The 19,196-nt window shown below is 71.3% G+C and carries 26 protein-coding genes; 15 read left to right on the top strand and 11 right to left on the bottom strand.

Annotated elements, in window-relative coordinates; all coding sequences use genetic code 11:
* The first annotated feature begins 120 nt into the window (after positions 1 to 120).
* Positions 121 to 480: a nuclear transport factor 2 family protein gene (locus HF999_RS16780; RefSeq protein ID WP_168546987.1), complete on the top strand. Its 360-nt coding sequence runs from the start codon at positions 121 to 123 to the stop codon at positions 478 to 480.
* Positions 481 to 494: 14 nt separating this feature from the next.
* Here HF999_RS16780 and HF999_RS16775 read toward each other — a convergent pair whose 3' ends face one another.
* From HF999_RS16775 to uraD, 8 genes are all read right to left on the bottom strand, one after another.
* The gene (locus HF999_RS16775) at positions 495 to 1,616 is read right to left on the bottom strand and encodes a glycerate kinase (protein ID WP_168546986.1); all 1,122 of its coding nucleotides are present in this window, start codon (positions 1,614 to 1,616) and stop codon (positions 495 to 497) included.
* Positions 1,617 to 1,625: 9 nt separating this feature from the next.
* A complete protein-coding gene (gene gcl, locus HF999_RS16770) occupies positions 1,626 to 3,434 on the bottom strand; it encodes a glyoxylate carboligase (RefSeq protein ID WP_168546985.1) in 1,809 nt (602 codons plus the stop codon).
* A 43-nt stretch (positions 3,435 to 3,477) separates the two neighbouring features.
* On the bottom strand, positions 3,478 to 4,359 hold the full coding sequence (locus HF999_RS16765) for a 2-hydroxy-3-oxopropionate reductase (protein WP_168546984.1): 882 nt from the start codon (positions 4,357 to 4,359) through the stop codon (positions 3,478 to 3,480).
* Positions 4,360 to 4,385: 26 nt separating this feature from the next.
* The gene (locus HF999_RS16760) at positions 4,386 to 5,219 is read right to left on the bottom strand and encodes a hydroxypyruvate isomerase family protein (protein ID WP_168546983.1); all 834 of its coding nucleotides are present in this window, start codon (positions 5,217 to 5,219) and stop codon (positions 4,386 to 4,388) included.
* Between the two features lie 242 nt (positions 5,220 to 5,461).
* A complete protein-coding gene (locus HF999_RS16755) occupies positions 5,462 to 6,844 on the bottom strand; it encodes a nucleobase:cation symporter-2 family protein (RefSeq protein WP_168546982.1) in 1,383 nt (460 codons plus the stop codon).
* A gap of 14 nt (positions 6,845 to 6,858) precedes the next feature.
* Positions 6,859 to 7,764, bottom strand: coding sequence for a factor-independent urate hydroxylase (gene pucL, locus HF999_RS16750; RefSeq protein ID WP_168546981.1), 906 nt, complete (start codon positions 7,762 to 7,764; stop codon positions 6,859 to 6,861).
* Between the two features lie 5 nt (positions 7,765 to 7,769).
* The gene (gene uraH / locus HF999_RS16745) at positions 7,770 to 8,117 is read right to left on the bottom strand and encodes a hydroxyisourate hydrolase (RefSeq protein ID WP_168546980.1); all 348 of its coding nucleotides are present in this window, start codon (positions 8,115 to 8,117) and stop codon (positions 7,770 to 7,772) included.
* Positions 8,114 to 8,635 carry a 2-oxo-4-hydroxy-4-carboxy-5-ureidoimidazoline decarboxylase gene (gene uraD, locus HF999_RS16740; protein WP_168546979.1) on the bottom strand — a complete coding sequence of 174 codons (522 nt, stop codon included), beginning with the start codon at positions 8,633 to 8,635 and terminating at the stop codon, positions 8,114 to 8,116. The genes uraH and uraD overlap by 4 nt, the downstream gene beginning before the upstream one ends.
* Positions 8,636 to 8,748: 113 nt before the next feature.
* Between uraD and HF999_RS16735 the strand changes: the two genes are divergently transcribed.
* Entirely contained in the window at positions 8,749 to 8,991 is a 243-nt protein-coding gene (locus HF999_RS16735; protein WP_168546978.1) for a thiamine-binding protein, read from the top strand.
* A complete protein-coding gene (locus tag HF999_RS16730; RefSeq protein ID WP_168546977.1) occupies positions 8,984 to 9,373 on the top strand; it encodes a helix-turn-helix domain-containing protein in 390 nt (129 codons plus the stop codon). Before HF999_RS16735 ends, HF999_RS16730 begins: the two co-directional genes overlap by 8 nt.
* Here HF999_RS16730 and HF999_RS16725 read toward each other — a convergent pair.
* Complete coding sequence (locus tag HF999_RS16725; protein ID WP_168546976.1) at positions 9,354 to 9,899, bottom strand: TetR/AcrR family transcriptional regulator; 546 nt, start codon at positions 9,897 to 9,899, stop codon at positions 9,354 to 9,356. The genes HF999_RS16730 and HF999_RS16725 overlap by 20 nt on opposite strands.
* 71 nt (positions 9,900 to 9,970) lie before the next feature.
* Here HF999_RS16725 and HF999_RS16720 point away from each other — a divergent pair, with 71 nt between their 5' ends.
* Genes HF999_RS16720 through HF999_RS16710 form a run of 3 tightly spaced genes read left to right on the top strand, consistent with a single transcriptional unit; the run spans position 9,971 to position 11,725 of the window.
* Positions 9,971 to 10,942 (top strand): alpha/beta fold hydrolase, encoded by a 972-nt coding sequence (locus HF999_RS16720; RefSeq protein ID WP_168546975.1) that lies wholly within the window; start codon positions 9,971 to 9,973, stop codon positions 10,940 to 10,942.
* A 40-nt stretch (positions 10,943 to 10,982) separates the two neighbouring features.
* Complete coding sequence (locus tag HF999_RS16715; RefSeq protein WP_168546974.1) at positions 10,983 to 11,267, top strand: type II toxin-antitoxin system Phd/YefM family antitoxin; 285 nt, start codon at positions 10,983 to 10,985, stop codon at positions 11,265 to 11,267.
* Entirely contained in the window at positions 11,264 to 11,725 is a 462-nt protein-coding gene (locus HF999_RS16710; protein ID WP_168546973.1) for a type II toxin-antitoxin system VapC family toxin, read from the top strand. Before HF999_RS16715 ends, HF999_RS16710 begins: the two co-directional genes overlap by 4 nt.
* 3 nt (positions 11,726 to 11,728) lie before the next feature.
* Here the strand turns inward: HF999_RS16710 and HF999_RS16705 are convergent, their stop codons facing one another.
* Positions 11,729 to 12,277, bottom strand: coding sequence for an isochorismatase family protein (locus HF999_RS16705; protein ID WP_168546972.1), 549 nt, complete (start codon positions 12,275 to 12,277; stop codon positions 11,729 to 11,731).
* Complete coding sequence (locus tag HF999_RS16700) at positions 12,274 to 13,608, bottom strand: nicotinate phosphoribosyltransferase (RefSeq protein ID WP_168546971.1); 1,335 nt, start codon at positions 13,606 to 13,608, stop codon at positions 12,274 to 12,276. The genes HF999_RS16705 and HF999_RS16700 overlap by 4 nt, the downstream gene beginning before the upstream one ends.
* A gap of 18 nt (positions 13,609 to 13,626) precedes the next feature.
* On the opposite strand from HF999_RS16700, the gene clpS reads away from it, so the two are divergent.
* From clpS to HF999_RS16655, 9 genes are read left to right on the top strand one after another with little or no spacing between them, the layout of a single operon-like run.
* The gene (gene clpS / locus HF999_RS16695) at positions 13,627 to 13,974 is read left to right on the top strand and encodes an ATP-dependent Clp protease adapter ClpS (protein WP_168546970.1); all 348 of its coding nucleotides are present in this window, start codon (positions 13,627 to 13,629) and stop codon (positions 13,972 to 13,974) included.
* On the top strand, positions 13,975 to 14,583 hold the full coding sequence (locus HF999_RS16690) for a DUF2017 domain-containing protein (RefSeq protein ID WP_168546969.1): 609 nt from the start codon (positions 13,975 to 13,977) through the stop codon (positions 14,581 to 14,583).
* 28 nt (positions 14,584 to 14,611) lie between these two features.
* Positions 14,612 to 15,034, top strand: coding sequence for a M67 family metallopeptidase (locus HF999_RS16685; protein ID WP_312854175.1), 423 nt, complete (start codon positions 14,612 to 14,614; stop codon positions 15,032 to 15,034).
* On the top strand, positions 15,034 to 15,306 hold the full coding sequence (locus tag HF999_RS16680; RefSeq protein ID WP_168546968.1) for a MoaD/ThiS family protein: 273 nt from the start codon (positions 15,034 to 15,036) through the stop codon (positions 15,304 to 15,306). The genes HF999_RS16685 and HF999_RS16680 overlap by 1 nt, the downstream gene beginning before the upstream one ends.
* Positions 15,307 to 16,275 (top strand): PLP-dependent cysteine synthase family protein, encoded by a 969-nt coding sequence (locus HF999_RS16675; RefSeq protein WP_168546967.1) that lies wholly within the window; start codon positions 15,307 to 15,309, stop codon positions 16,273 to 16,275. It abuts the gene before it with no gap.
* Positions 16,276 to 16,309: 34 nt separating this feature from the next.
* The gene (locus HF999_RS16670; protein WP_168546966.1) at positions 16,310 to 16,966 is read left to right on the top strand and encodes a rhomboid family intramembrane serine protease; all 657 of its coding nucleotides are present in this window, start codon (positions 16,310 to 16,312) and stop codon (positions 16,964 to 16,966) included.
* Between the two features lie 28 nt (positions 16,967 to 16,994).
* Positions 16,995 to 17,756 (top strand): cyclic nucleotide-degrading phosphodiesterase, encoded by a 762-nt coding sequence (locus tag HF999_RS16665; protein ID WP_168546965.1) that lies wholly within the window; start codon positions 16,995 to 16,997, stop codon positions 17,754 to 17,756.
* A gap of 35 nt (positions 17,757 to 17,791) precedes the next feature.
* Positions 17,792 to 18,574, top strand: coding sequence for a ribonuclease PH (rph, locus tag HF999_RS16660; protein WP_168546964.1), 783 nt, complete (start codon positions 17,792 to 17,794; stop codon positions 18,572 to 18,574).
* A complete protein-coding gene (locus tag HF999_RS16655) occupies positions 18,571 to 19,188 on the top strand; it encodes a non-canonical purine NTP pyrophosphatase (protein WP_168546963.1) in 618 nt (205 codons plus the stop codon). The genes rph and HF999_RS16655 overlap by 4 nt, the downstream gene beginning before the upstream one ends.
* The last annotated feature ends 8 nt before the right edge of the window (positions 19,189 to 19,196 follow it).

The raw sequence follows: 19,196 nt of genomic DNA, 5'->3' as shown, positions 1-19,196 counted from the left end.
CCGAGGGCGGCGGTGTCATACAAGCCCTCGAAGGGCGACCGATAACGGCCGTCACCTCGATCCCCGTCAGGTTCCTCACACGAACACCCCGAAGGGGTCCGTAGAAAGCATGGTGCCCTAGTGACCGAGAACAGCACACCTCGCCACCTCGCCGAGACCTACTTCCACTGCTGGGAGGCGAGGGATTTCGCGCCCCTGCGCGCCCATCTCGCGCCGGATTGTCGCTTCACCGGGGTCTTCGGTGTGGCCGACGGACCGGACGAGTTCCTGGCCGGCCTGAACGGCATGGCGCGGGCCACCGACTCGCTTACGGTCCGCGCCCGGCTCGCCGACGACACCGATGTCATCACGTGGTTCGACCTCGGGATGGGTGGCGCCCCGGCGACGGCGGTCGCGAACTGGACGCATGTGGAGAACGGCCTGATCACCGCGGTGAACGTGACCTTCGACCCGCGCGAGATCCTGGCCGCGTCGGCCTGATCACCGGGCGCTGATCACCGCGCCACCGGATCGGAGGCGATCGTGCGGCCGATGCGCTGGAGCAGGTCGGCCGCGTTCGCCATGGACCGCGCCGGGTCCGGCTCGAGCTCGGCGAGCGCCAGTTCACGCCGGAAGCCCGCTGCGCGGATCTGCCCCGCGCTCAGGAGATTCCGCCCGCACACGGCGATCACGGGGACGCCTGCGGCGCGCGCCGCCGCGGCGACGCCCACGGGGGCCTTGCCGTGCAGCGTCTGCTCGTCCAGCGATCCCTCACCGGTCACGACGAGGTCGGCACCGTCGAGCTCGGCGGCGAAATCGGTCAGTTCGAGAACGAGCTCCACGCCGGGGCGGGCCTGCGCGCCGAGCACGGCCATCGCCCCGAACGCGGTACCCCCGGCGGCACCGGCGCCCGGGACGTCCCGGGCGTCCAGGGCGCCCGCCGCGGCGAGCAGGTCGGCGAAGCTCGCGAGCGCATCGTCGAGGAGGGCCACGTCGCCCTGCGTGGCGCCCTTCTGCGGGCCGTAGATCGCGGCGGCTCCGGCGCGGCCGAGCAGGGGGTTGTCGACGTCACAGGCCAGGGTGAACCGGGCCTGTGCGGCCGCCGGGTGCAGGCCCGCCAGGTCCACGTGCGCCGCCCGGGCCAGCGCCGCCCCGCCGGGCGGCAGCGGCGCACCGTCGGCATCCGTGATCGTGACCCCGAGGGCCGTGAGCATGCCCGCGCCGGCGTCGGTGGACGCGCTGCCACCGAGGCCGATCACGATGGACCGGGCTCCGGCATCGAGGGCGTGCCGGATCACGACTCCCAGCCCGAAAGTGCCGGCCCTCAGTGCATCCGGCACGCCGTCGGGCAGCAGCGAGAGGCCGACGGCGGAGGCGAGCTCGACCACCGCGGTCTCGCCGCTGCGGGCGTACGAGGTGGGTACCGGGGCGCCCGTGGGGCCGGTGGTCTCCACCGGGACCCGCGCCCACCCTGCGGCCACCGCCGCGTCGACGGTGCCGTCGCCCCCGTCGGCGATGGGGGCGCTGAGCACCGTCCACTCCGGACGGACCTCGGCGATGCCGCGGGCGAGGGCGCGGGCGACCCCGACGGCCGACAGCGAGCCCTTGAACTTGTCGGGTGCCAGGACCACTCGCATGACGACTCCCTAGTCCAGCAGGAGGAGCGCGGTCGGGGCGTCGGCACCGGCGAGTGCCAGCTCCTCGAACTCGGCGACATTGTCGAGCTCGGTGCCCATCGCGATGTTGGTGACCTTCTCCAGGATGATCTCGACGACCACCGGCACCTTGTGCTCGCGCGCCAGGGACCGCGCCGTGCACAGGGTCTCGGCGATGAGCTCCGGGTCGGTCACGCGCAGCGCCTTGCAGCCCAGGCCCTCGGCCACCTTGACGTGGTCCACGCCGTAACCCTTGGGGGCCTCCGCGACCGCGGCGTCGTGGGCCTCCGACACGTCGGCGTTGATGTTGTCGAAGCCGAGTTGGACGTGGAAGTCCATGTCGAAGGCGCGCTGCGCCTGGCGGATCAGGCCGAGGTAGGAGTTGTTCACCACGACGTGCACGTAGGGCAGGTTGAACTGCGCCCCGACCGCCAGTTCCTCGATCATGAACTGGAAGTCGTAGTCGCCCGAGAGCGCCACCACGTCCGTGCCGGGCTCGGCCTTCACCACGCCGAGGGCGGCGGGAATGGTCCAGCCGAGCGGGCCCGCCTGGCCGCAGTTGATCCAATGACGCGGTTTGAAGACGTGCAGGAACTGGCCGCCGGCGATCTGCGAGAGCCCGATCGTACTGACATAGCGGGTGTCCCGGTCGAAGACCCTGTTCATCTCCTCGTAGACCCGCTGCGGCTTGACGGGGACCTCGTCGAAGTGCGTGCGGCGCTGCATGGTCCGCTTGCGCGCCGCGCAGGACTCGACCCACTCGCCGCGGTCGGGGAGCGTGCCCGCGAGGCGGCGCTCGCGCGCGATGGCCACGAGCTGGTCGAGCGCGGCGCCCGCATCGGAGACGATGCTGTAGTCGGGCGCGAAGACCCGGCCGATCTGCGTGGGGTCGATGTCGACGTGCACGAAGGTGCGTCCCGCGCGGTAGACGTCCAGCCCGCCGGTGTGCCGGTTGGCCCAGCGGTTGCCGATGCCCAGCACGAAGTCCGCGGCGAGCATCGTCGCATTGCCGTAGCGGTGCGCCGTCTGCAGCCCGACCATGCCGGCAGCGAGCCTATGGTCGTCCGGGATGGTGCCCCAGCCCATGAGGGTGGGGATGACCGGAACATCCAGCAGCTCGGCCAGTTCCACCAGCTTGTCCGAGGCGTCGGCGTTGATGACGCCGCCGCCGGAGACGATCAATGGGCGCTCCGCGGCCTGGAGCATGTCCAGTGCCTTCTCGGCCTGCGCGCGCGTGGCCGCGGGCCGGTACACGGGCAACGGCTCGTAGGTGTCGGGGTCGAAGTCGATCTCGGCGAGCTGCACGTCGATGGGCAGGTCGATGAGAACCGGGCCGGGGCGACCCGAACGCATGAGGTGGAAGGCCTGGGCGAACACGCCCGGGATCTGCGCGGGCTCGAGCACGGTGACGGCCATCTTGGTGACGGGCTTGGCGATCGAGGCGATGTCGACCGCCTGGAAGTCCTCCTTGTGCAGGCGCGCGACCGGCGCCTGCCCCGTGATCGCGAGGATCGGGATGGAATCGGCCATCGCGGAGTACAACCCGGTGATCATGTCGGTCCCGGCGGGCCCCGAGGTACCGATGCAGATACCGATGTTGCCGGCCTTGGCGCGGGTGTAGCCCTCGGCCATGTGGGAGGCGCCCTCGACGTGACGGGCGAGCACGTGGCCGATGCCGCCGTGCGCGCGCAGCGCCGCGTAGAAGGGGTTGATCGCCGCGCCGGGCACGCCGAACGCCTGCGTCGCGCCCTCCAGTTCCAGGATCTTCGCCGCAGCTTCCGCGGCACGCATACGAGCCATGTCAGTACTCCAGTGTGGTTGTGGGCGGGGTGGTTTCTTCGCGTCAGCCGACGCGGCCGGACAGTCGCTCGACGCCGCGCAGCAGCGCGGAGTGGTCGAGGCCGCCGTCGCCGTTGGCGCGGGCCGAGGCCATGAGCTGGGCGACGAGGCCGCCGAGCGGTGCGACCACGCCGGCCTCGCGCGCGGCGGAGGTGACGATGCCGAGGTCCTTGTGGTGCAGCTCGATCCGGAAGCCGGGCGCGAACTCGCGGTCGAGCATCTTCTGCGCCTTCTGGTTCAGTACCGCGGAGCCGGCGAGTCCGCCGCCGAGGACCTGCACCGCGGCGGCGGTGTCGACGCCGTAGGCCTCGAGGAAGACGATCGCCTCGGCGAGCAGTTGGATGGTGCCCGCGACGATGAGCTGGTTGGCGGCCTTGACGGTCTGGCCGGAGCCGCTGGGGCCGACGTGCACGATGGTCTTGCCCACCACGTCGAGCACGGGCCTCGCCGCGGCGAAGTCCTCGGGCGTTCCGCCGACCATGATCGACAGTGCGGCGTTGACCGCGCCGGCCTCACCGCCGGAGACGGGGGCGTCGATGAGGCGGAGACCGCGCTCGCCGGCCTGCTGGGAGAGGGCGGTCGTCACGTCGGGGCGGATGCTTGAGAAGTCGATGATCAGGGCACCGGCGGGGGCGTTGTCGAAGACCCCGCCCTCGCCCGCGAGGACCGCCTCGACGTCGGGGGAGTCCGGCACCATCACGGCGATGACCTCGGCGTCGGCGACAGCGTCGGCGATCGACGCCGCGGCGCGGCCGCCCGCCTCGACGAGTGGCTGGGCCCGTTGCGGCGTGCGGTTGAAGCCGGCCACGGTGTGCCCGGCGTTCTGCAGGTGCACGGCCATCGGGCTGCCCATGATGCCGAGTCCGATGAAGGCGATGTTCGTCATGAGGAGTTCCTTTGCTGCGGAGGGGATCAGGGGGCGGCGATGACGGCGCTGCGCTCGGCGACGGGGAGCCAGGCGAAGGGGTCGCTCAGGCTCTGCTTGTATTCGAGGCCGATCCTGCCGCGGTAGCCGACGCGCTCGAGGTGGGCGAGGTGCCCGGCGAGGTCGAGGGTGCCGGTGCCGGGCTCGCCGCGACCCGGATCGTCGGCGATCTGGACGTGCCCGATGCGGCCCGCATGGGCGTCGATCGCTGCGCTCACGTCGTCGCCGTTGACCTGCAGGTGGTACAGGTCGGCGAGCAGGCGCAGCGCGTCGGTGCCGTGTTCGTCGCGCACCCGGTCCATGACCGCGACCGCGTCGGCGGCGGTCCGGAGCGGGTACCGGGGCGCGCCGCTCACGGGCTCGATCAGGACGACGGCGCCGATGCGCGCCGCGGCGCGGGCGGCCGCGGCGAGGTTCTCCGCCGCGACGGCGTCCTGCTCCTCGGGCGCGACACCGTTGATCCGGTTGCCGTACAGGGCGTTGAAGGCCGGGGTGCCCAGGCGCTCGCCGATGCCGACGGTGGCCTCGATGTTGTCGCGGAACTCGGCGGTGCGGGCGGGATCGGAGAGGATGCCGCGGTCGCCGTCGGGCATATCGCCCGCGAAGAAGTTCAGGCCGGTGAGCTGCACGCCGGCGTCCTCGATCGCGGTCACGAAGGCGTCGACCTGACGGTCCCCGGGGACGGCGGTCGCGAACGGCCACCAGAACTCGACGGCCTCGAAGCCCGCCTCGCGGACGGCGCGGGGGCGCTCCGGGGCGGGCAGGTCGGTCAGCAGGATCGAGCAGTTCACCGTGTACTTGGCGAGGGCGTTGGCGCTCATGGGGCTCCTTCTTCAGGCAGGGCGTACGGCGGTTCAGGTTCCGGCGAGGTCGAATCGACCTGCTAGCTTTCGCCTGTCGGAAAGAACATTTCCGTACAATGGAATTGTCGCATGTGATGGGAGTCACGTCAACCCTTTCGTCCGGTGGATCCGAGCCGGCCCGGAGCCGACGAAGCCGGAGTGCGCGTGGGGGCGCACTCCGGCTTCGAGGGCGACGGTGCCGCCGGGTCGGGTCGGGCGGGTCAGTGATCGCTGCTGGGCTTCGGTGGATTGCTGCGCTCGTCCGGGACGGCGGCGAACACGGACACGTCGGGCCGGTTGCCCGCCTTGATCTCGTTGAACAGGAAGTTGAGGACCACCGCGACCACCGCCGCCGCACTGATGCCCGAGTGCATGATGGTGCCGACGGCCGTCGGGAACTGGTTCCAGAAGGTCGGCGCCGCAACGGGGATCATCCCCATACCGAGCGCGACGGCCACGATGACCATGTTCAGGTTCCCGTCGAAGTCCACTCGCGAGAGTGTCTTGATCCCGCTCGCCGCGACGGAGCCGAACAGCACGATCCCGGCGCCGCCCAGGACCGGATACGGGATGGCGGCGATCACGCGACCCACCACGGGCAGCAGCCCCAGGACGGCGAGGATGCCGCCGCCCATCGCCACGACGTAGCGGCTCTTGATGCCCGTCAGGGCGACCAGCCCGACGTTCTGCGCGAAGGCGCTGCACGGGAAGGCGCTGAACGCCGGGGCCACGGTCGTCGAGAGCATGTCGGCGCGCAGGCCCGCCGCCACCCGCTTGGCATCGACGGGGGTGCCCACGATCTCACCGATCGCGAGGATGTCGGCCGTGGTCTCCGTCATGATCACGAGGATCACGATGGTCATCGAGATGATGGCGCCGATCTGGAAGGTCGGCGTCCCGAAGTGCATCACGGGCGGCAGAGCGAACACGGGACCGGTGCCGACCCGGGAGAAGTCGACCTTGCCGAAGATCGCGGCGATGCCCGTTCCGACCACGATGCCGATGAGGATCGACAGTCGTGACACCGCGCCCTGGAAGAGCCGGCTGATCACCAGGATGATGAGCAGGGTGAGCCCCGCGAGGCCGATGTTGGCGGTCGATCCGAGATCCTTGGCCCCGGCTCCGCCCATCGACCAGGTGAACGTGGTCGGGAGCAGCGACAGGCCGATGACCGTGATGATCGTGCCCGTGACGACCGGTGGGAAGTAACGGATCAGCCTCGCGAAGATCGTCGACAGTGCGAGGCCGATGAGGCCCGCGACGATGATCGCGCCGAAGATCGGACGCACGCCGCCGTCCTTGGCGATGGCCGTCATCGTCGAGACGCTCGCGAACGAGAGACCCTGCACGATGGGCAGTCTCGCGCCGAACGGGCCGAGCCCGAGGGTCTGCAGGATCGTGGCCAGGCCGCTGACGAACAGGCCGGCGGTCACCAGCAGGCCCATGTCGGTGGCGGACAGCCCCGCCGCGCCACCCACGATCAGGGGTGGAGCGATGACGCCTCCGTACATCGTGAGGATGTGTTGGAGCCCGTAGATGAAGGTGCGCCCGAGGGGGAGCCTCTCGTCCTCGGGCCGCTCGAGGATGGCGCTGGCGGTGGTCATCGCGTCGGCCCCTACTAGCAGAATCCGGGGACGCCGTGCCACGCCGAGCCGGCCTCGGGGGCGTCGTCACGGACGACGCTCGCCTCGATGAGGCCGTACGGGCGGTCGGCGGCGATGAAGACCTCGCCCGGGTTCTCCACGCCGAAGGGCGAGAGGTCCACGAGGAAGTGGTGCTTGTTCGGCGCCGAGAACTTGATCTCCGCGACCTCGGGGTGCTGCTCGAGCACGGACTCGCCCATGCCGTACAGGGTCTGCTGCAGGGCCTTGCTGTGGATCTGCGCGAAGCGCTTGAGCAGGATCGCGCGGATCGAGGAGAACGAGGCGTCCCAGTCCACGTCGGTGTGCGCGTAACGCCACTTCGCCACCAGGGAGGTCGCGAGGATCCGATCGTCGGTCTCCTGCAGCGTCGTGTACTTGTCCTTGAGGAAGCCGTGGAACTCGGAGCCGGTCGACTTGAGCAGTGTCAGGTCGTGAATGCCGGTGACCACGTGGGCCTTTCGGTCCGCTCCGCGGCCATCGATGTTGACGACGGTCGAGCGGATGCCGCCGCCCGAGCGGACGAAGGCGTGGTCGTGCTCCGCGCCGTCGACCAGGATCCGGTCCCACGGGTACTCGTGCACCTCGATCCGGGCACCGTCGGCCTTGGGGGTGGAGTCGATGAAATGACCGCCCAGGGTGAGGGCGTAGTCCTCGATGGCCCCCACGCCCTTCTCCTTGGCGAAGGAGAAGGCGGTGTTCTTCTGGGTGTCGGTGGGCAGAACCGCGGACTGGTCGCCGCTGATGTGCGCGTCCGTGAAGTCGCCGCGGAGGGCGGACGAGACGTTCAGGTCGCGGATCGTGTGGCGAGGGGTATCGCGGTAGATGCGCACCACACGGTTCTCGGCCTTGCCGTACTGGTTGGGGCCCAGGTGGATTGCCATGATGGTCAGCTTCCTTTGTAGGTGGAGTACTGGAACGGGCTGAGCAGGAGGGGGACGTGGTGATGGGGCACGGCGCCGTCGACCGCGATCAGGCGGAAGGTGATGGCGACCTCGGGGAAGAAGTTCTCCTGCCCGGTGGTCGCGGCGTAGCCGGCGACGTCGAAGGTGAGTCGGTAGACGCCGGCCGGCAGGTCGTCGGGGCCGAGGTCCTTGACGCGCCCGTCGTCGTCCGTGACGCCGTGCGCCACGGGGTCGACGGTGCCGTCGGGGCCGATCCGGTCCATCCGGACCGGTACGCCGCCTGCCGGGACACCGCGCGCGGTGTCGAGGACGTGGGTGGTGACGGTGCTCATGAACGCCTCTCTGCGAGTTCGTCTTCCAAATCCAGGACGCGGGCCAGGCGGCGCAGTGCGATGCCGCGCAGTTCGCGGGCCACCTCGGCGGCCTCGGCATCCGGTGCGTTCTCGAGGCGCCGGTGCAACTCGGCGAGGACCGTCGTCGCGTCCAGGCCCGCGGCGTTGATGAGGAAGACGCGGTCGAACCGCTCCTCGTAGGCGCCGTTGCCCGCGAGGAGGGCGGCCTGCGTCTGCGCGTCGGTGGCGACGCCCGACTGCTCCTTGCGGGACCACGAGGCCTCGGCGGAGGCGCCCGCCGCGCGCTCACCGATCCGTGGGTGCGCGGCGAGTGCGCGATCCACGTCGGCCGGGGTGAACGCCAGGGCCGCGGTGCCGGCCACCCGGAGGGCGTCGGAGGCGTCGGCGTAGGGCCGTCCGTCGATGACCGCATCGCTCCAGGAGCGCACATCGCAACACGCGAGTAGAGTCGCTCGGATATCGGCCTCAGGTGCCGAGTTGAAGCTTTCGAGGTCCATCTGACCTGCCTTCTTTCGGTCTGCGGAAGAAGTTTTCCACTCATCGAAGAATGACATGTGATCTGAGTCACGTCAACAGTTTGTTGAAAATTTGTCGGGGCTACGATGCGGACATGCGTCTCACCGCGGAATTCACCAGCGAGCCCTTCGAGGGCGAGGGGTCGGTCCCCTCCCACGCTGTGCGGGCCGTCGAGGTGCTCCGCGCGCGGGGTCTGGACCACGATTTCGGGCCCCTGGGTACCTCCGTCGACGGGGAGGCCGCCGCGGTGCTCGACGCCCTCCGCGAGGCGCTGGCCGGCGCGTTCGCGGGCGGCGCCACTCGTGTGACCCTGCAGATCGACCGCGCCGATGGCTGAGCCGGCAGCGGGCCCCGAACGGGATCATCCCCTGGTCGAGGCCGTGCGCGGGCTCGTGGAGCGGCTCGAAGCGGAGATCGTGGCGCCGGATGCGCTGCGCCGAGGCGACGTCCCGCTGGTGTGGGAGGGCGAGACCGTCGGCGGCGTGCGACTACCGCCGGCCGAGGCGCCCGTGGGCGACCTGGACTCCCTGCTGGCGAGCGTCGCCGACGAGCTCGGCTCGCCGCTGGGTGAGCTCGGCCGGGCCGAGAAGCAGCGGGCCGTCCGCCTGCTCGAGGAGCGCGGGGCCTTCGCCTATCGCAAGTCGGCGGAGGCCGTGGCCGAGGCGCTCGGCGTGACCCGGTTCACCGTCTACAACTACCTCAACCGGATCCGCGGCTGAGTCCGGCGAGGTCGCGGACGGCGGCCTCGGCCTCGTCGGCGGTGACGACCCCGATCAGCGCCCGGTAGGCGAAGCCGTCCGCGGCCGCGAGGAGGGCCCGCGCGCGCATGCGGTCGCCGTCGAGCAGGTTCGTCGCGAGATCCTCGGCGCCGCGCAGTGTCTCGTCGACGATCGCCCGGAGGGCGGGGTCGGTGACGGCCTCCGCGAGGTAGGCGTACCAGATCTTCGCGCCGAGCCGACGCGCCCCGTCGCGGGGGATCGCGTGGGTGAGCAGCATCGTCAGGGCCTCGTCCGGGTCGTCCGGGACGGGGTGGGCCTGCTCCGCCAGCGCCAGGTACGACGTGAGCGCGTGCCGCACGATGGCCTCGCGGTTGGGGAAGTAGTGCTGGATGCGGCCCATCGAGATGTTTCCGCGTGCCGCGATCGCGCGGAGGGTGACGGCGGCGATGCCGTCCTCGGCGATGATCGCCCACACGATGCGGTCGATCTCCGCGCGACGTTCCTCGTGGTCCACCTGCTTCGGCACCCGTCGATCGTAGCAATGCGAGTGCATCGCGAACTTGTTACAATGCGAATGCACTGCTAAGGAGGTGTGCCATGGGACGACGGATCCGGCGAGCGGTGGTGGTCGGGGCGGCCGCGACGGTGATCCTCGGTGCGGTGGGCGCCTATCTCGTGCGCGACCCGAGCCCCGTCGGGTACTGGCGGTCGGCGGACGCGCGCGCGACCTACCTCGAGCGGTACGACCGCGCCTTCCGCGACCTGCCGGCACCGTCGGAGACGCGGGACGTGCGCACCGGATACGGCATCGTCCGCGCCTACCGGTTCGGGACGTCCCGGCCCGGGGGCGCGCCGATCCTGCTGGTGCCGGGCCGGTCGTCGGGCGTCCCCATGTGGGCGGACATGCTGGCGCGCCTGCGCGATCGGGAGGTCTACGCCGTCGACGCGCTGGGCGACGCGGGCAGGAGCGTGCAGGACCGGCCGCTGGCCGGCGCCGACGACCAGGCGGCCTGGCTCGCGGAGACGATGACGGCCCTCGGGATCGGCCGCGCACACCTCGTCGGGCACTCCTTCGGGGCGTGGAGCGCCGCGAACCTCGCGGCGCGCCACCCCGACCGGGTGGCCACCCTGACACTGTGGGAGCCGATCGAAGTCTTCGCCGGGCTGCGCTGGCAGATGTACGTCGCGACGTTGCCCTCGGCGCTGCCCTTCTTGCCCGAGTCGTGGCGGCGGAAGGGGCTCTCGTCCATCGGCGGGGCCGACGAGGCCGACGCCACCGGCAGCCCGATCGGCGCCATGATCGACGCCGGCGCGGCGGGGTACCGCGCCGCGCTCCCGACGCCCGTCCAGCTCGACGATGCCGCGCTCGCCCGGCTCGCGATGCCCGTCTTCGTCGGACTCGCCGGCCGGAGCGCGGTCACCGACACCGCTGCCGCCGAGCAGCGGGCCCGTACCCTCCCGAACGCGACGGTCCGGGTCTGGCCGGACGGGACGCACTCGCTGCCGATGGAGTACCCCGACGAGCTGCTCGCTGAACTGTCGGCCGTCCAGGCCGGGCAACCGTCGTAGCTCAGTTGTACGACCATGTACGGAGTCGTACAATCGGTCGGTGACCACCGTCAGTGCGAGTGAGGCGCGGCAGACCCTGCCTGCGCAATTGGACCGTGTCGAGGCGGGGGAGCAGGTGCAGATCACGCGGCACGGACGCGTGGTCGCTGTGCTCGTCTCGCCCGACGCGTTGCGCTCGCCTCGCTCTGCGGCCGCGTGGGCGGCGGCGGACGAGATCGGCGCGCGCCTCGAAGCGGCCCGGCGGCGTCCGCTCACGCAGGGGATCTCCGTCGAACGGGCGGATGAGCTCGTCCGGGAGATCCACGCCGACCGGCAGGCGCGGTGAACCCGCTCGTCGCGTTCGACGCAGACGTCGTCATCTACGCCGGACAGGTCGGGCACCCGTTGGGGCGCCGGATACTGCGGCTGTTTCCGGACGCTCCTGACGGGATCGCCGGAGTCGGTTCTCTGATCCTCCTGTCGGAGGTCCTCGCGAAACCCATGCGGCTCGATCCGTCTTCCCCGGATTCGCGGAGGCTCCTCGAGCTGGTCGGCCGCCTCGATCTCCACCCCGTCGACGACTCCACCGCACAGCTGGCGCTGGCGCTGGCGATCGAGTACAAGCTCAGAGCCGCGGATTCGGTGCACCTCGCGACGGCGATCGCCGCGGGTGCCGATCGCTTCCTGACCAACAACCGCAAGGACTTCCCGAAGTCGATCCGCGAGATCGACATCGTCTACCCGGACGACCTCCCGGATCCCGGCGACGACCCCGCGGACCCCGGCGACGAATCCGGCGAATGACTCTCAGGCCACCGTGATCCCGGCGGCGACGAACTCCGCCAGGGCCGCCTCGGTCGAGGCCTTCGCGACGCCCGCGGTGTAGTCCGCGAGGACGCGCACCGTCAGGCCCGCGGACGCGCCGTCGAGGGCCGTGGCGCGCACGCAGTGGTCGGTGGCGATGCCGACCACGTCGATCGACGAGACATCGTGCGCCGCCAGCCATTCGGCGAGGGAGGCGCCGTCGGCGTCATGTCCCTCGAAGCCCGAGTACGCGGCCGAGTAGGCGCCCTTGCTGAACACCGGTACCCGCAGCGGCAGGCGCAGATTCGGGTGGAACTGCGCGCCCTCGGTGCGCGCCCGGCAGTGCACGGGCCAGGAGTCCACGTAGTCGGGCGTCGCGGAGAAGTGTGCGCCGGGATCGATGTGCCAGTCCCGGGTCGCGACGATCGTCGGATAGTGCTCCAGGAGGTCGTCGTGGATCGCGCGCGCCACCGCGGCACCGCCGGCCACCGCCAGCGACCCGCCCTCGCAGAAGTCGTTCTGCACGTCCACGACGATCAATGCGGCGCTCATCGGCGCTCCTCGAACCGCGTCGGGATCGCCGGCTCGCCGTTGGACAGGCCCAGGCCCTCCCACGGCAGCGTCACCAGGGCGTCGCGCAGGTGCGCCCGCGCGTCCTCGAGGGTCGGCAGCCCGTCGACCTGGTCGCCGCCGCGCACCAGCGGGATCTGCAGCGGCGTCGCGGACAGGTGTGCGGGCACCGTCGGTGTCGCGCCGGGCCGGAACAGCACCTCCTCGACGATCGTGCCGGTGCTGCGCGCGAGCCGGACCGCGCGCTTCTCCCCGCCCTGGGTCTCCTTGTGCGAGCTGCGTTTCGCGACCGGCAGGCCGTCGACCTCCACGAGCTTGTAGACCATCCCCGCCGTGGGCGCGCCCGAGCCGGTGACCAGCGAGGTGCCGACGCCGTAGACGTCGATGGGCTCGGCGCGCAACGCCCCGATCGCGTACTCGTCGAGGTCTCCCGAGACGACGATCTTCGTCCGCGTCGCGCCCAGGCCGTCGAGCTGTGCCCGGACCTGGCGGGTGATGATGCCGAGATCGCCCGAGTCGATCCGCACGCCGCCGAGCTCCGGTCCCGCCGCGCGCACGGCGCGGTTGACGCCCTCGGTGATGTCGTAGGTGTCCACCAGCAGCGTCGTGCCGGCGCCCTGCGCAGCGACCTGGGCCACGAACGCGGCCTCCTCGTCCGGGCCGTCCGGGCCCGTGTGCAGCAGGGTGAAGGCGTGCGCCGCCGTGCCGCCCGACGGTACGCCGTAGGTCCGGGCGGCCTCCATGTTCGAGGTCGTGGTGAAGCCGGCGAGGTACGCGGCGCGGGCCGATGCCACCGCGGCCTGCTCGTGCGTGCGCCGCGAGCCCATCTCGATGAGCGGGCGGCCCGCCGCCGCGGACACCATGCGCGCCGCGGCGGAGGCGATCGCGCTGTCGTGGTTGAGGATCGACAGGATCAGCGTCTCGAGGATCACGCCCTCGGCGAAGCTCGCGCGCACCGTCAGGAGCGGGGAGCCGGGGAAGTACAGCTCGCCCTCGCGATAGCCGTCGATCTCGCCGGTGAAGCGGTAGTCCCGCAGCCAGGCCAGCGTGTCCGCGTCGAGGAAGCGCTCGACGACCGCGAGCTCGTCGGGCCCGAATCGGAACCGTCGCAGCTCGTCGAGGACGCGGGCGGTACCCGCGACCACGCCGTACCGGCGCCCCGTGGGCAGGCGGCGGGCGAACACCTCGAAGACGCACGGACGGTGCGCGGTGCCGTCCCGCAGGGCCGCCGCCAGCATCGTCAGTTCGTACTGATCGGTGAGCAGGGCGGAGCTCCGCGAGGGGGAGTCGGGCCCGTTTTCATCTACCGTCACACTGGGTACCCTAGAACCATGACCGACAGCAGCGCAGCGGCCCCGGGAAGTGCCGGGGGTCCGGGCGGAGGTTCCACTGCTGCCCAGCCGGGTACGTCGGCGGTGCTCGAGCGCCGGACCGACGAGGCGATCGACAAGCCCTGGGTCACCGTCGTCTGGGACGATCCGGTGAACCTGATGTCGTACGTCACCTTCGTGCTGCGGAAGTTGTTCGGGTACAGCACCGACAAGGCCAAGGAACTGATGATGCAGGTGCACACGGAGGGGAAGGCCGTGGTCTCCACGGGCGACCGAGACAAGGTCGAGGGGGACGTCCGCAAGCTGCATGCGGCCGGTCTGTGGGCGACGATGCAGCGTGACAGCTGAGTGCGTAACTGGCAGGTCAAGCGGGGCGTACGCGGGGATGTCCGCTTCGTCTCGAAGATGGATCCGGAGGAGGTCGGCCTCGTCCGGTCCCTCGTCGGCTCCCTGATCGAGCTGTTCGACGAGCGTGAGGACTCCGCCCCCCACGACGAGCTGGCCGAACTCACCGGGCTGCGGACGGGGCACTCCGAGCCGCCCCCGGAGACGGTGCTGCGGCGGCTGCTGCCGGACTTCTACCGGCCCGACGCGAACGCGCCGGGCGCGGAGGACGCACCGTCGGGCGAGTTCGCCAAGGACCTCAACGGCGCGCTGCGCTCCCTCAACGAGCCCGAGGTGATCGACGCGAAGCGGGCCGCGGCGCAGACCGTGCTCGCGACCCTTCCCGAACGGGCCGGCACCGTCACCCTCACCGAGAGCGAGGCGCAGGACTGGCTGACCTGCGTCAACGACCTGCGCCTCGCGCTGGGCACGCTGCTCGGCATCACGGCGGACCTGCCCGACGGGCCGTCGTCGGACGATCCGACGCGTGCGGGGCACGTGGACGTCTACCACTGGCTCTCGGCCCTGCTGGACGTGCTGGTGTCGGTGATGCTCGAGCGCGAGCCGGAATAGCCCGCGCCCGGGCGCGGTTGCAGGGTGCGTGACGGGCCTGCACATCCGGCGTGAGCTGGTGGAGAAGATGATCGCGCACGCGCGCCGCGACCACCCGGACGAGGCGTGCGGCGTGATCGCCGGGCCCGAGGGCTCCGACCGGCCCGAGCGGTTCATCGAGATGCTCAACGCCGAGCGCTCGCCCACCTTCTACCGGTTCGACTCGGGCGAGCAGCTGCGCGTCTGGCGCGGCATGGACGAGCGCGACGAGGAGCCGGTCGTGATCTACCACTCGCACACCGCCACCGAGGCGTATCCCTCGCGCACCGACGCGCGGTTCGCGTCCGAGCCGAACGCGCACTACGTGCTGATCTCCACCCGCGACGAGCTGGGGCCCGATGCGGAGGTCCGCAGCTTCTCCATCGTCGATTCCGTGATCACCGAAGAGCCCGTCCACATCGAGGAGGACTGATGTCCGTCACCGTCTCCATCCCGACCATCCTGCGCCCGCTCACGGGCGACGCGAAGCGCGTGCCCGCCTCCGGGGCCACGCTGGGGGCCGTCATCGACGACCTCGAATCGCGGCACGCCGGGATCAAGGACCGGCTGATCGCCGACGGCGCGCTGCACCGGTTCGTCAACGTCTACGTCGACGACGAGGACGTGCGGTTCACCGGCGGCCTGGACACGCCCGTCGCCGACGGCGGGACCGTCACGGTGCTTCCCGCGGTTGCAGGCGGATAGGTGCGCTTCGACTCGCTGCTCGACTCGCTCGGCGGGACGCCGCTGGTCGGGCTGCCGAGGCTCTCGCCCCGGTGGGAGGGGGCCGACGGTGCGCCGCACGTGCGGCTGTGGGCCAAACTCGAGGACCGCAACCCGACGGGGTCGATCAAGGACCGTCCGGCGCTGCGGATGATCGACGAGGCCGAACGCGACGGGCGGCTCCGCCCCGGCGACACCATCCTCGAGCCCACCTCGGGCAACACCGGCATCAGCCTGGCGATGGCCGCGAAGCTCAAGGGCTACGGGCTGGTGTGCGTGATGCCGGAGAACACCTCCGCGGAGCGACGGCAACTGCTCACCATGTACGGCGCGCGGATCGTCGACTCACCGGCGGCCGGCGGCTCGAACCGGGCCGTGGCCGAGGCGAAGAAGCTCGCCGCCGAGCATCCCGACTGGGTGATGCTCTACCAGTACGGCAACCCCGCGAACGCCCGCGCGCACTACGCGGGAACGGGGCCCGAGCTGCTCGCCGACCTGCCCGAGATCACCCACTTCGTGGCCGGCCTCGGCACCACCGGCACGCTCATGGGGACCGGCCGGTACCTGCGCGAGCACGTGCCCGGCGTGCAGGTCGTCGCGGCCGAGCCGCGGTACGGCGAACTGGTGTACGGGTTGCGCAATCTCGACGAGGGCTTCGTCCCCGAGCTGTACGACGAGTCGGTGCTCACCCGCCGGTTCTCGGTGGGCTCCTACGACGCCGTGCGCCGCATGCGGCAGCTGATCGACGAGGAGGGCGTCTTCGCCGGGGTCTCCACCGGCGGGGTGCTGCACGCCGCGCTGGGCGTCGCGAACTCCGCGCTCGCGGCGGGGGAGCAGGCGGACGTGGCCTTCATCGTGGCCGACGCCGGATGGAAGTATCTGTCGACCGGCGCGTACGACGGTACGTTGGAGGATGCGGAAGAGGCCCTCGAGGGCCAGCTCTGGGCCTGATCGGCCCGGTGCCCGCTCGCGCGAGGAGGTCGCCATGACGGTTCCCAGCAACGACGGTGCGCCGCGCTCCCTGTCGAGCCGGGTCGCCGGCAGTACGGCGGGGCGCTCGGCCGTCCTGATCATCGTCTTCGTGGCGGCGCTGTGGGTGCTCGAGGGGATCGACACCGTACTCGGCAACTCCCTGGACCAGTGGGGGATCCACCCGCGCTCCGGCGACGGCGTGGTCCGGGGCGTCGTGATGGCGCCGCTTCTGCACGGCGGGTGGGAGCACCTGGCCGCCAACAGCGTCCCGGCCCTGATCCTCGGCTTCGTCGGTCTGGCCGCGGGAGCGGGCCGGTTCCTGATCGCCACCGCGATCATCTGGGTGGTGGCGGGCATCGGCGTCTGGCTCACCGGCGGGAGCGGCACCGTCGTGATCGGACTCTCCGGGGTCCTGTTCGGTTGGATGACCTACCTGGCACTGCGCGGACTGTTCACGCACAAGGCACTCGACCTCGTCGTCGGTGTGGTGCTCATGGTCCTCTACGGCGGCATGTTGTGGGGCGTTCTCCCCGGTCAGCCCGGTGTTTCGTGGCAGGGGCATCTGTGGGGAGCGATCGGCGGCATCATCGCCGCGGTGCTCGTCGGCCGCCGCGGCCGAACCCGCCCGGGTGCCGGGAATTCACGGCAGGTGGGCGCGATCGCCACGTGACGATCGCGGATCTGGCAGCATGAGCTTCATGCGTCTCACCATCCTCGGGTGTTCCGGCAGCGTCGGCGGTCCACGGGCGGCCTGCGCGGGCTACCTCCTGGAGGTGGACGGGCACGACCCGGTGGTCATGGACTTCGGCCCCGGCGTCCTGGGTGAGTTACAGCAGCGAGTGGACCCGAACACGGCGACGGTGATGCTCTCGCACCTGCACGCGGATCACTGCCTCGACCTGCCCTCCCTGCTGGTGTGGCGGCGCTACCACCCGACGCCCGCCGCGGGTCGCGCGCGCCTGATCGGGCCCGCCGACACCCCCGAGCGGATCGGGCGCGCTTCGGCCGAGTCGGCGGCGATGCTCGACGACATCTCGGACACCTTCGACTTCTCCGCCTGGGCCGAGGGGGAGGACCACACGATCGGCGGCTTCACCGTGCGGCCCTTCCGCATGTTCCATCCGCCGGAGTCGCACGGCCTGCGGATCACCGCGCCCAGCGGCAAGATCCTCGCCTACACCGGTGACACCGGGGTGTGCGAGAACCTCGTCGAGGTGGCGCGCGGTGCCGACGTCCTGCTCGCCGAGGCCAGCTGGACCCACGACCCCGCGAACCGACCGCTCGGGGTGCATCTTTCGGGCGTGGAGGCGGGGCAGGCCGCCACGGACGCCGGCGTCGGGCGCCTGCTCCTCACCCACATCCCGCCGTGGACCTCGCGCGAGGCCGTGCTCGCGGAGGCCCGCTCCACCTACGACGGCCCCGTCGACGCGGTGACGGGCGGCGACGTCTTCGAGCTCTGACGACCCGGCACCGTCGTAGGCGATAGGCTGGGCGCGTGAGCAGACGCGCAGACGGCAGGGCCGACGACGAACTCCGCCCCGTGACCATCACCCGGGGATTCACCCAGAACCCAGCGGGCTCGGTGCTGGTGGAGTTCGGCAACACCAAGGTGCTGTGCACCGCCAGCGTCGAGCTGGGCGTGCCGGGATGGCGCCGCGGCTCGGGGCAGGGGTGGCTGACCGCCGAGTACTCGATGCTCCCCGGCGCCACCCACGAGCGCAGCCGTCGTGAGTCCACCAAGGGCAAGGTGGGCGGACGCACCCACGAGATCTCCCGGCTGATCGGGCGGTCGCTGCGCGCGTGCATCGACCTCGCGGCACTGGGCGAGAACACGATCGCCATCGACTGCGACGTCCTGCAGGCCGACGGCGGCACGCGGACCGCGTCGATCACCGGCGCCTATGTCGCGCTGTGCGACGCGGTGACCTACCTCGGCGCGGCGGGGAAACTGACCGACCCGCAGCCGATCTCGTGCGCCATCGCCGCGGTCTCGGTGGGCGTCGTCGACGGGCGCGTCCGGCTGGACCTGCCGTACGAGGAGGATTCGCGCGCCGAGGTGGACATGAACGTCGTCGCCACGGACACCGGCACGCTGGTCGAGGTGCAGGGCACCGGCGAGGGCGCGACCTTCGCCCGCACCACGCTCGACTGGATGCTCGATTCCGCGATCGCCGGCACGGAGCGACTGTTCGCCGTGCAGAAGGAGGCGCTCGCGGCGCCGTACCCCGGCGTGCTGCCGGAGTTCGAGGGCGAGCAGAAGAAGAAGTTCGGTCAGTGACCTCGCGCTTGCTGCTCGCGTCCCGGAACGCCAAGAAGCTGCGCGAGTTGCGGCAGGTCGTGGCGGACGCGGGCATCGTCGGGCTGGAGGTCGTGGGCCTCGACGAGGTCGAGCCCTTCGAGGAACTGCCGGAGGACGCACCGTCGTTCGAGGGCAACGCGCTGATCAAGGCCCGACAGGGGTACGAGCGGACCGGCCTGCCGTGTCTCGCGGACGATTCGGGGATCTGCGTCGACGCGCTGAACGGCATGCCGGGCGTGCTGTCCGCCCGCTGGTCCGGGCGCCACGGAGACGATCCGGCGAACACCGCGCTGCTGCTCGCGCAGCTCTCCGACGTACCCGCCGCGCGGCGGGGCGGGGAGTTCGTCTCCGCCTGCGCACTCGTCTCCGATGCCGGGGAGTCGACGGTGCGCGGTGTCTGGCGGGGCACGATCCTGCGCGAGCCCCGGGGCGACGGGGGCTTCGGGTACGACCCGGTGTTCCTCCCCGACGGCTCGGCGGTGACCGCGGCGGAAATGTCCCCGGACGAGAAGAATGCCGTGAGTCATCGTGCGCGAGCACTGAGTTCGCTGGTGGAACCGCTCCGCGAGCTGGCGGCGCGCGTCCCGGAGTAAGGCCGCGC

The sequence above is a fragment of the Tsukamurella spumae genome, from assembly GCF_012396015.1.
In the GTDB taxonomy this organism is placed as follows: Bacteria; Actinomycetota; Actinomycetes; order Mycobacteriales; family Mycobacteriaceae; genus Tsukamurella; species Tsukamurella spumae.
The sequence above is the reverse complement of the archived record's forward strand: the minus strand, read 5'-3'. Positions and strand labels throughout refer to the sequence as shown.

Excerpts from the sequence above, each read along its gene's own strand:
- HF999_RS16775 (WP_168546986.1), bottom strand. The coding sequence starts at position 1,616 with ATGCGAGTGGTCCTGGCACCCGACAAGTTCAAGGGCTCGCTGTCGGCC.
- gcl (WP_168546985.1), bottom strand. The coding sequence starts at position 3,434 with ATGGCTCGTATGCGTGCCGCGGAAGCTGCGGCGAAGATCCTGGAACTG.
- HF999_RS16765 (WP_168546984.1), bottom strand. The coding sequence starts at position 4,359 with ATGACGAACATCGCCTTCATCGGACTCGGCATCATGGGCAGCCCGATG.
- HF999_RS16760 (WP_168546983.1), bottom strand. The coding sequence starts at position 5,219 with ATGAGCGCCAACGCCCTCGCCAAGTACACGGTGAACTGCTCGATCCTG.
- HF999_RS16755 (WP_168546982.1), bottom strand. The coding sequence starts at position 6,844 with ATGACCACCGCCAGCGCCATCCTCGAGCGGCCCGAGGACGAGAGGCTC.
- pucL (WP_168546981.1), bottom strand. The coding sequence starts at position 7,764 with ATGGCAATCCACCTGGGCCCCAACCAGTACGGCAAGGCCGAGAACCGT.
- uraH (WP_168546980.1), bottom strand. The coding sequence starts at position 8,117 with ATGAGCACCGTCACCACCCACGTCCTCGACACCGCGCGCGGTGTCCCG.
- uraD (WP_168546979.1), bottom strand. The coding sequence starts at position 8,635 with ATGGACCTCGAAAGCTTCAACTCGGCACCTGAGGCCGATATCCGAGCG.
- HF999_RS16735 (WP_168546978.1), top strand. The coding sequence starts at position 8,749 with ATGCGTCTCACCGCGGAATTCACCAGCGAGCCCTTCGAGGGCGAGGGG.
- HF999_RS16730 (WP_168546977.1), top strand. The coding sequence starts at position 8,984 with ATGGCTGAGCCGGCAGCGGGCCCCGAACGGGATCATCCCCTGGTCGAG.
- HF999_RS16720 (WP_168546975.1), top strand. The coding sequence starts at position 9,971 with ATGGGACGACGGATCCGGCGAGCGGTGGTGGTCGGGGCGGCCGCGACG.
- HF999_RS16705 (WP_168546972.1), bottom strand. The coding sequence starts at position 12,277 with ATGAGCGCCGCATTGATCGTCGTGGACGTGCAGAACGACTTCTGCGAG.
- clpS (WP_168546970.1), top strand. The coding sequence starts at position 13,627 with ATGACCGACAGCAGCGCAGCGGCCCCGGGAAGTGCCGGGGGTCCGGGC.
- HF999_RS16680 (WP_168546968.1), top strand. The coding sequence starts at position 15,034 with ATGTCCGTCACCGTCTCCATCCCGACCATCCTGCGCCCGCTCACGGGC.
- HF999_RS16670 (WP_168546966.1), top strand. The coding sequence starts at position 16,310 with ATGACGGTTCCCAGCAACGACGGTGCGCCGCGCTCCCTGTCGAGCCGG.
- HF999_RS16665 (WP_168546965.1), top strand. The coding sequence starts at position 16,995 with ATGCGTCTCACCATCCTCGGGTGTTCCGGCAGCGTCGGCGGTCCACGG.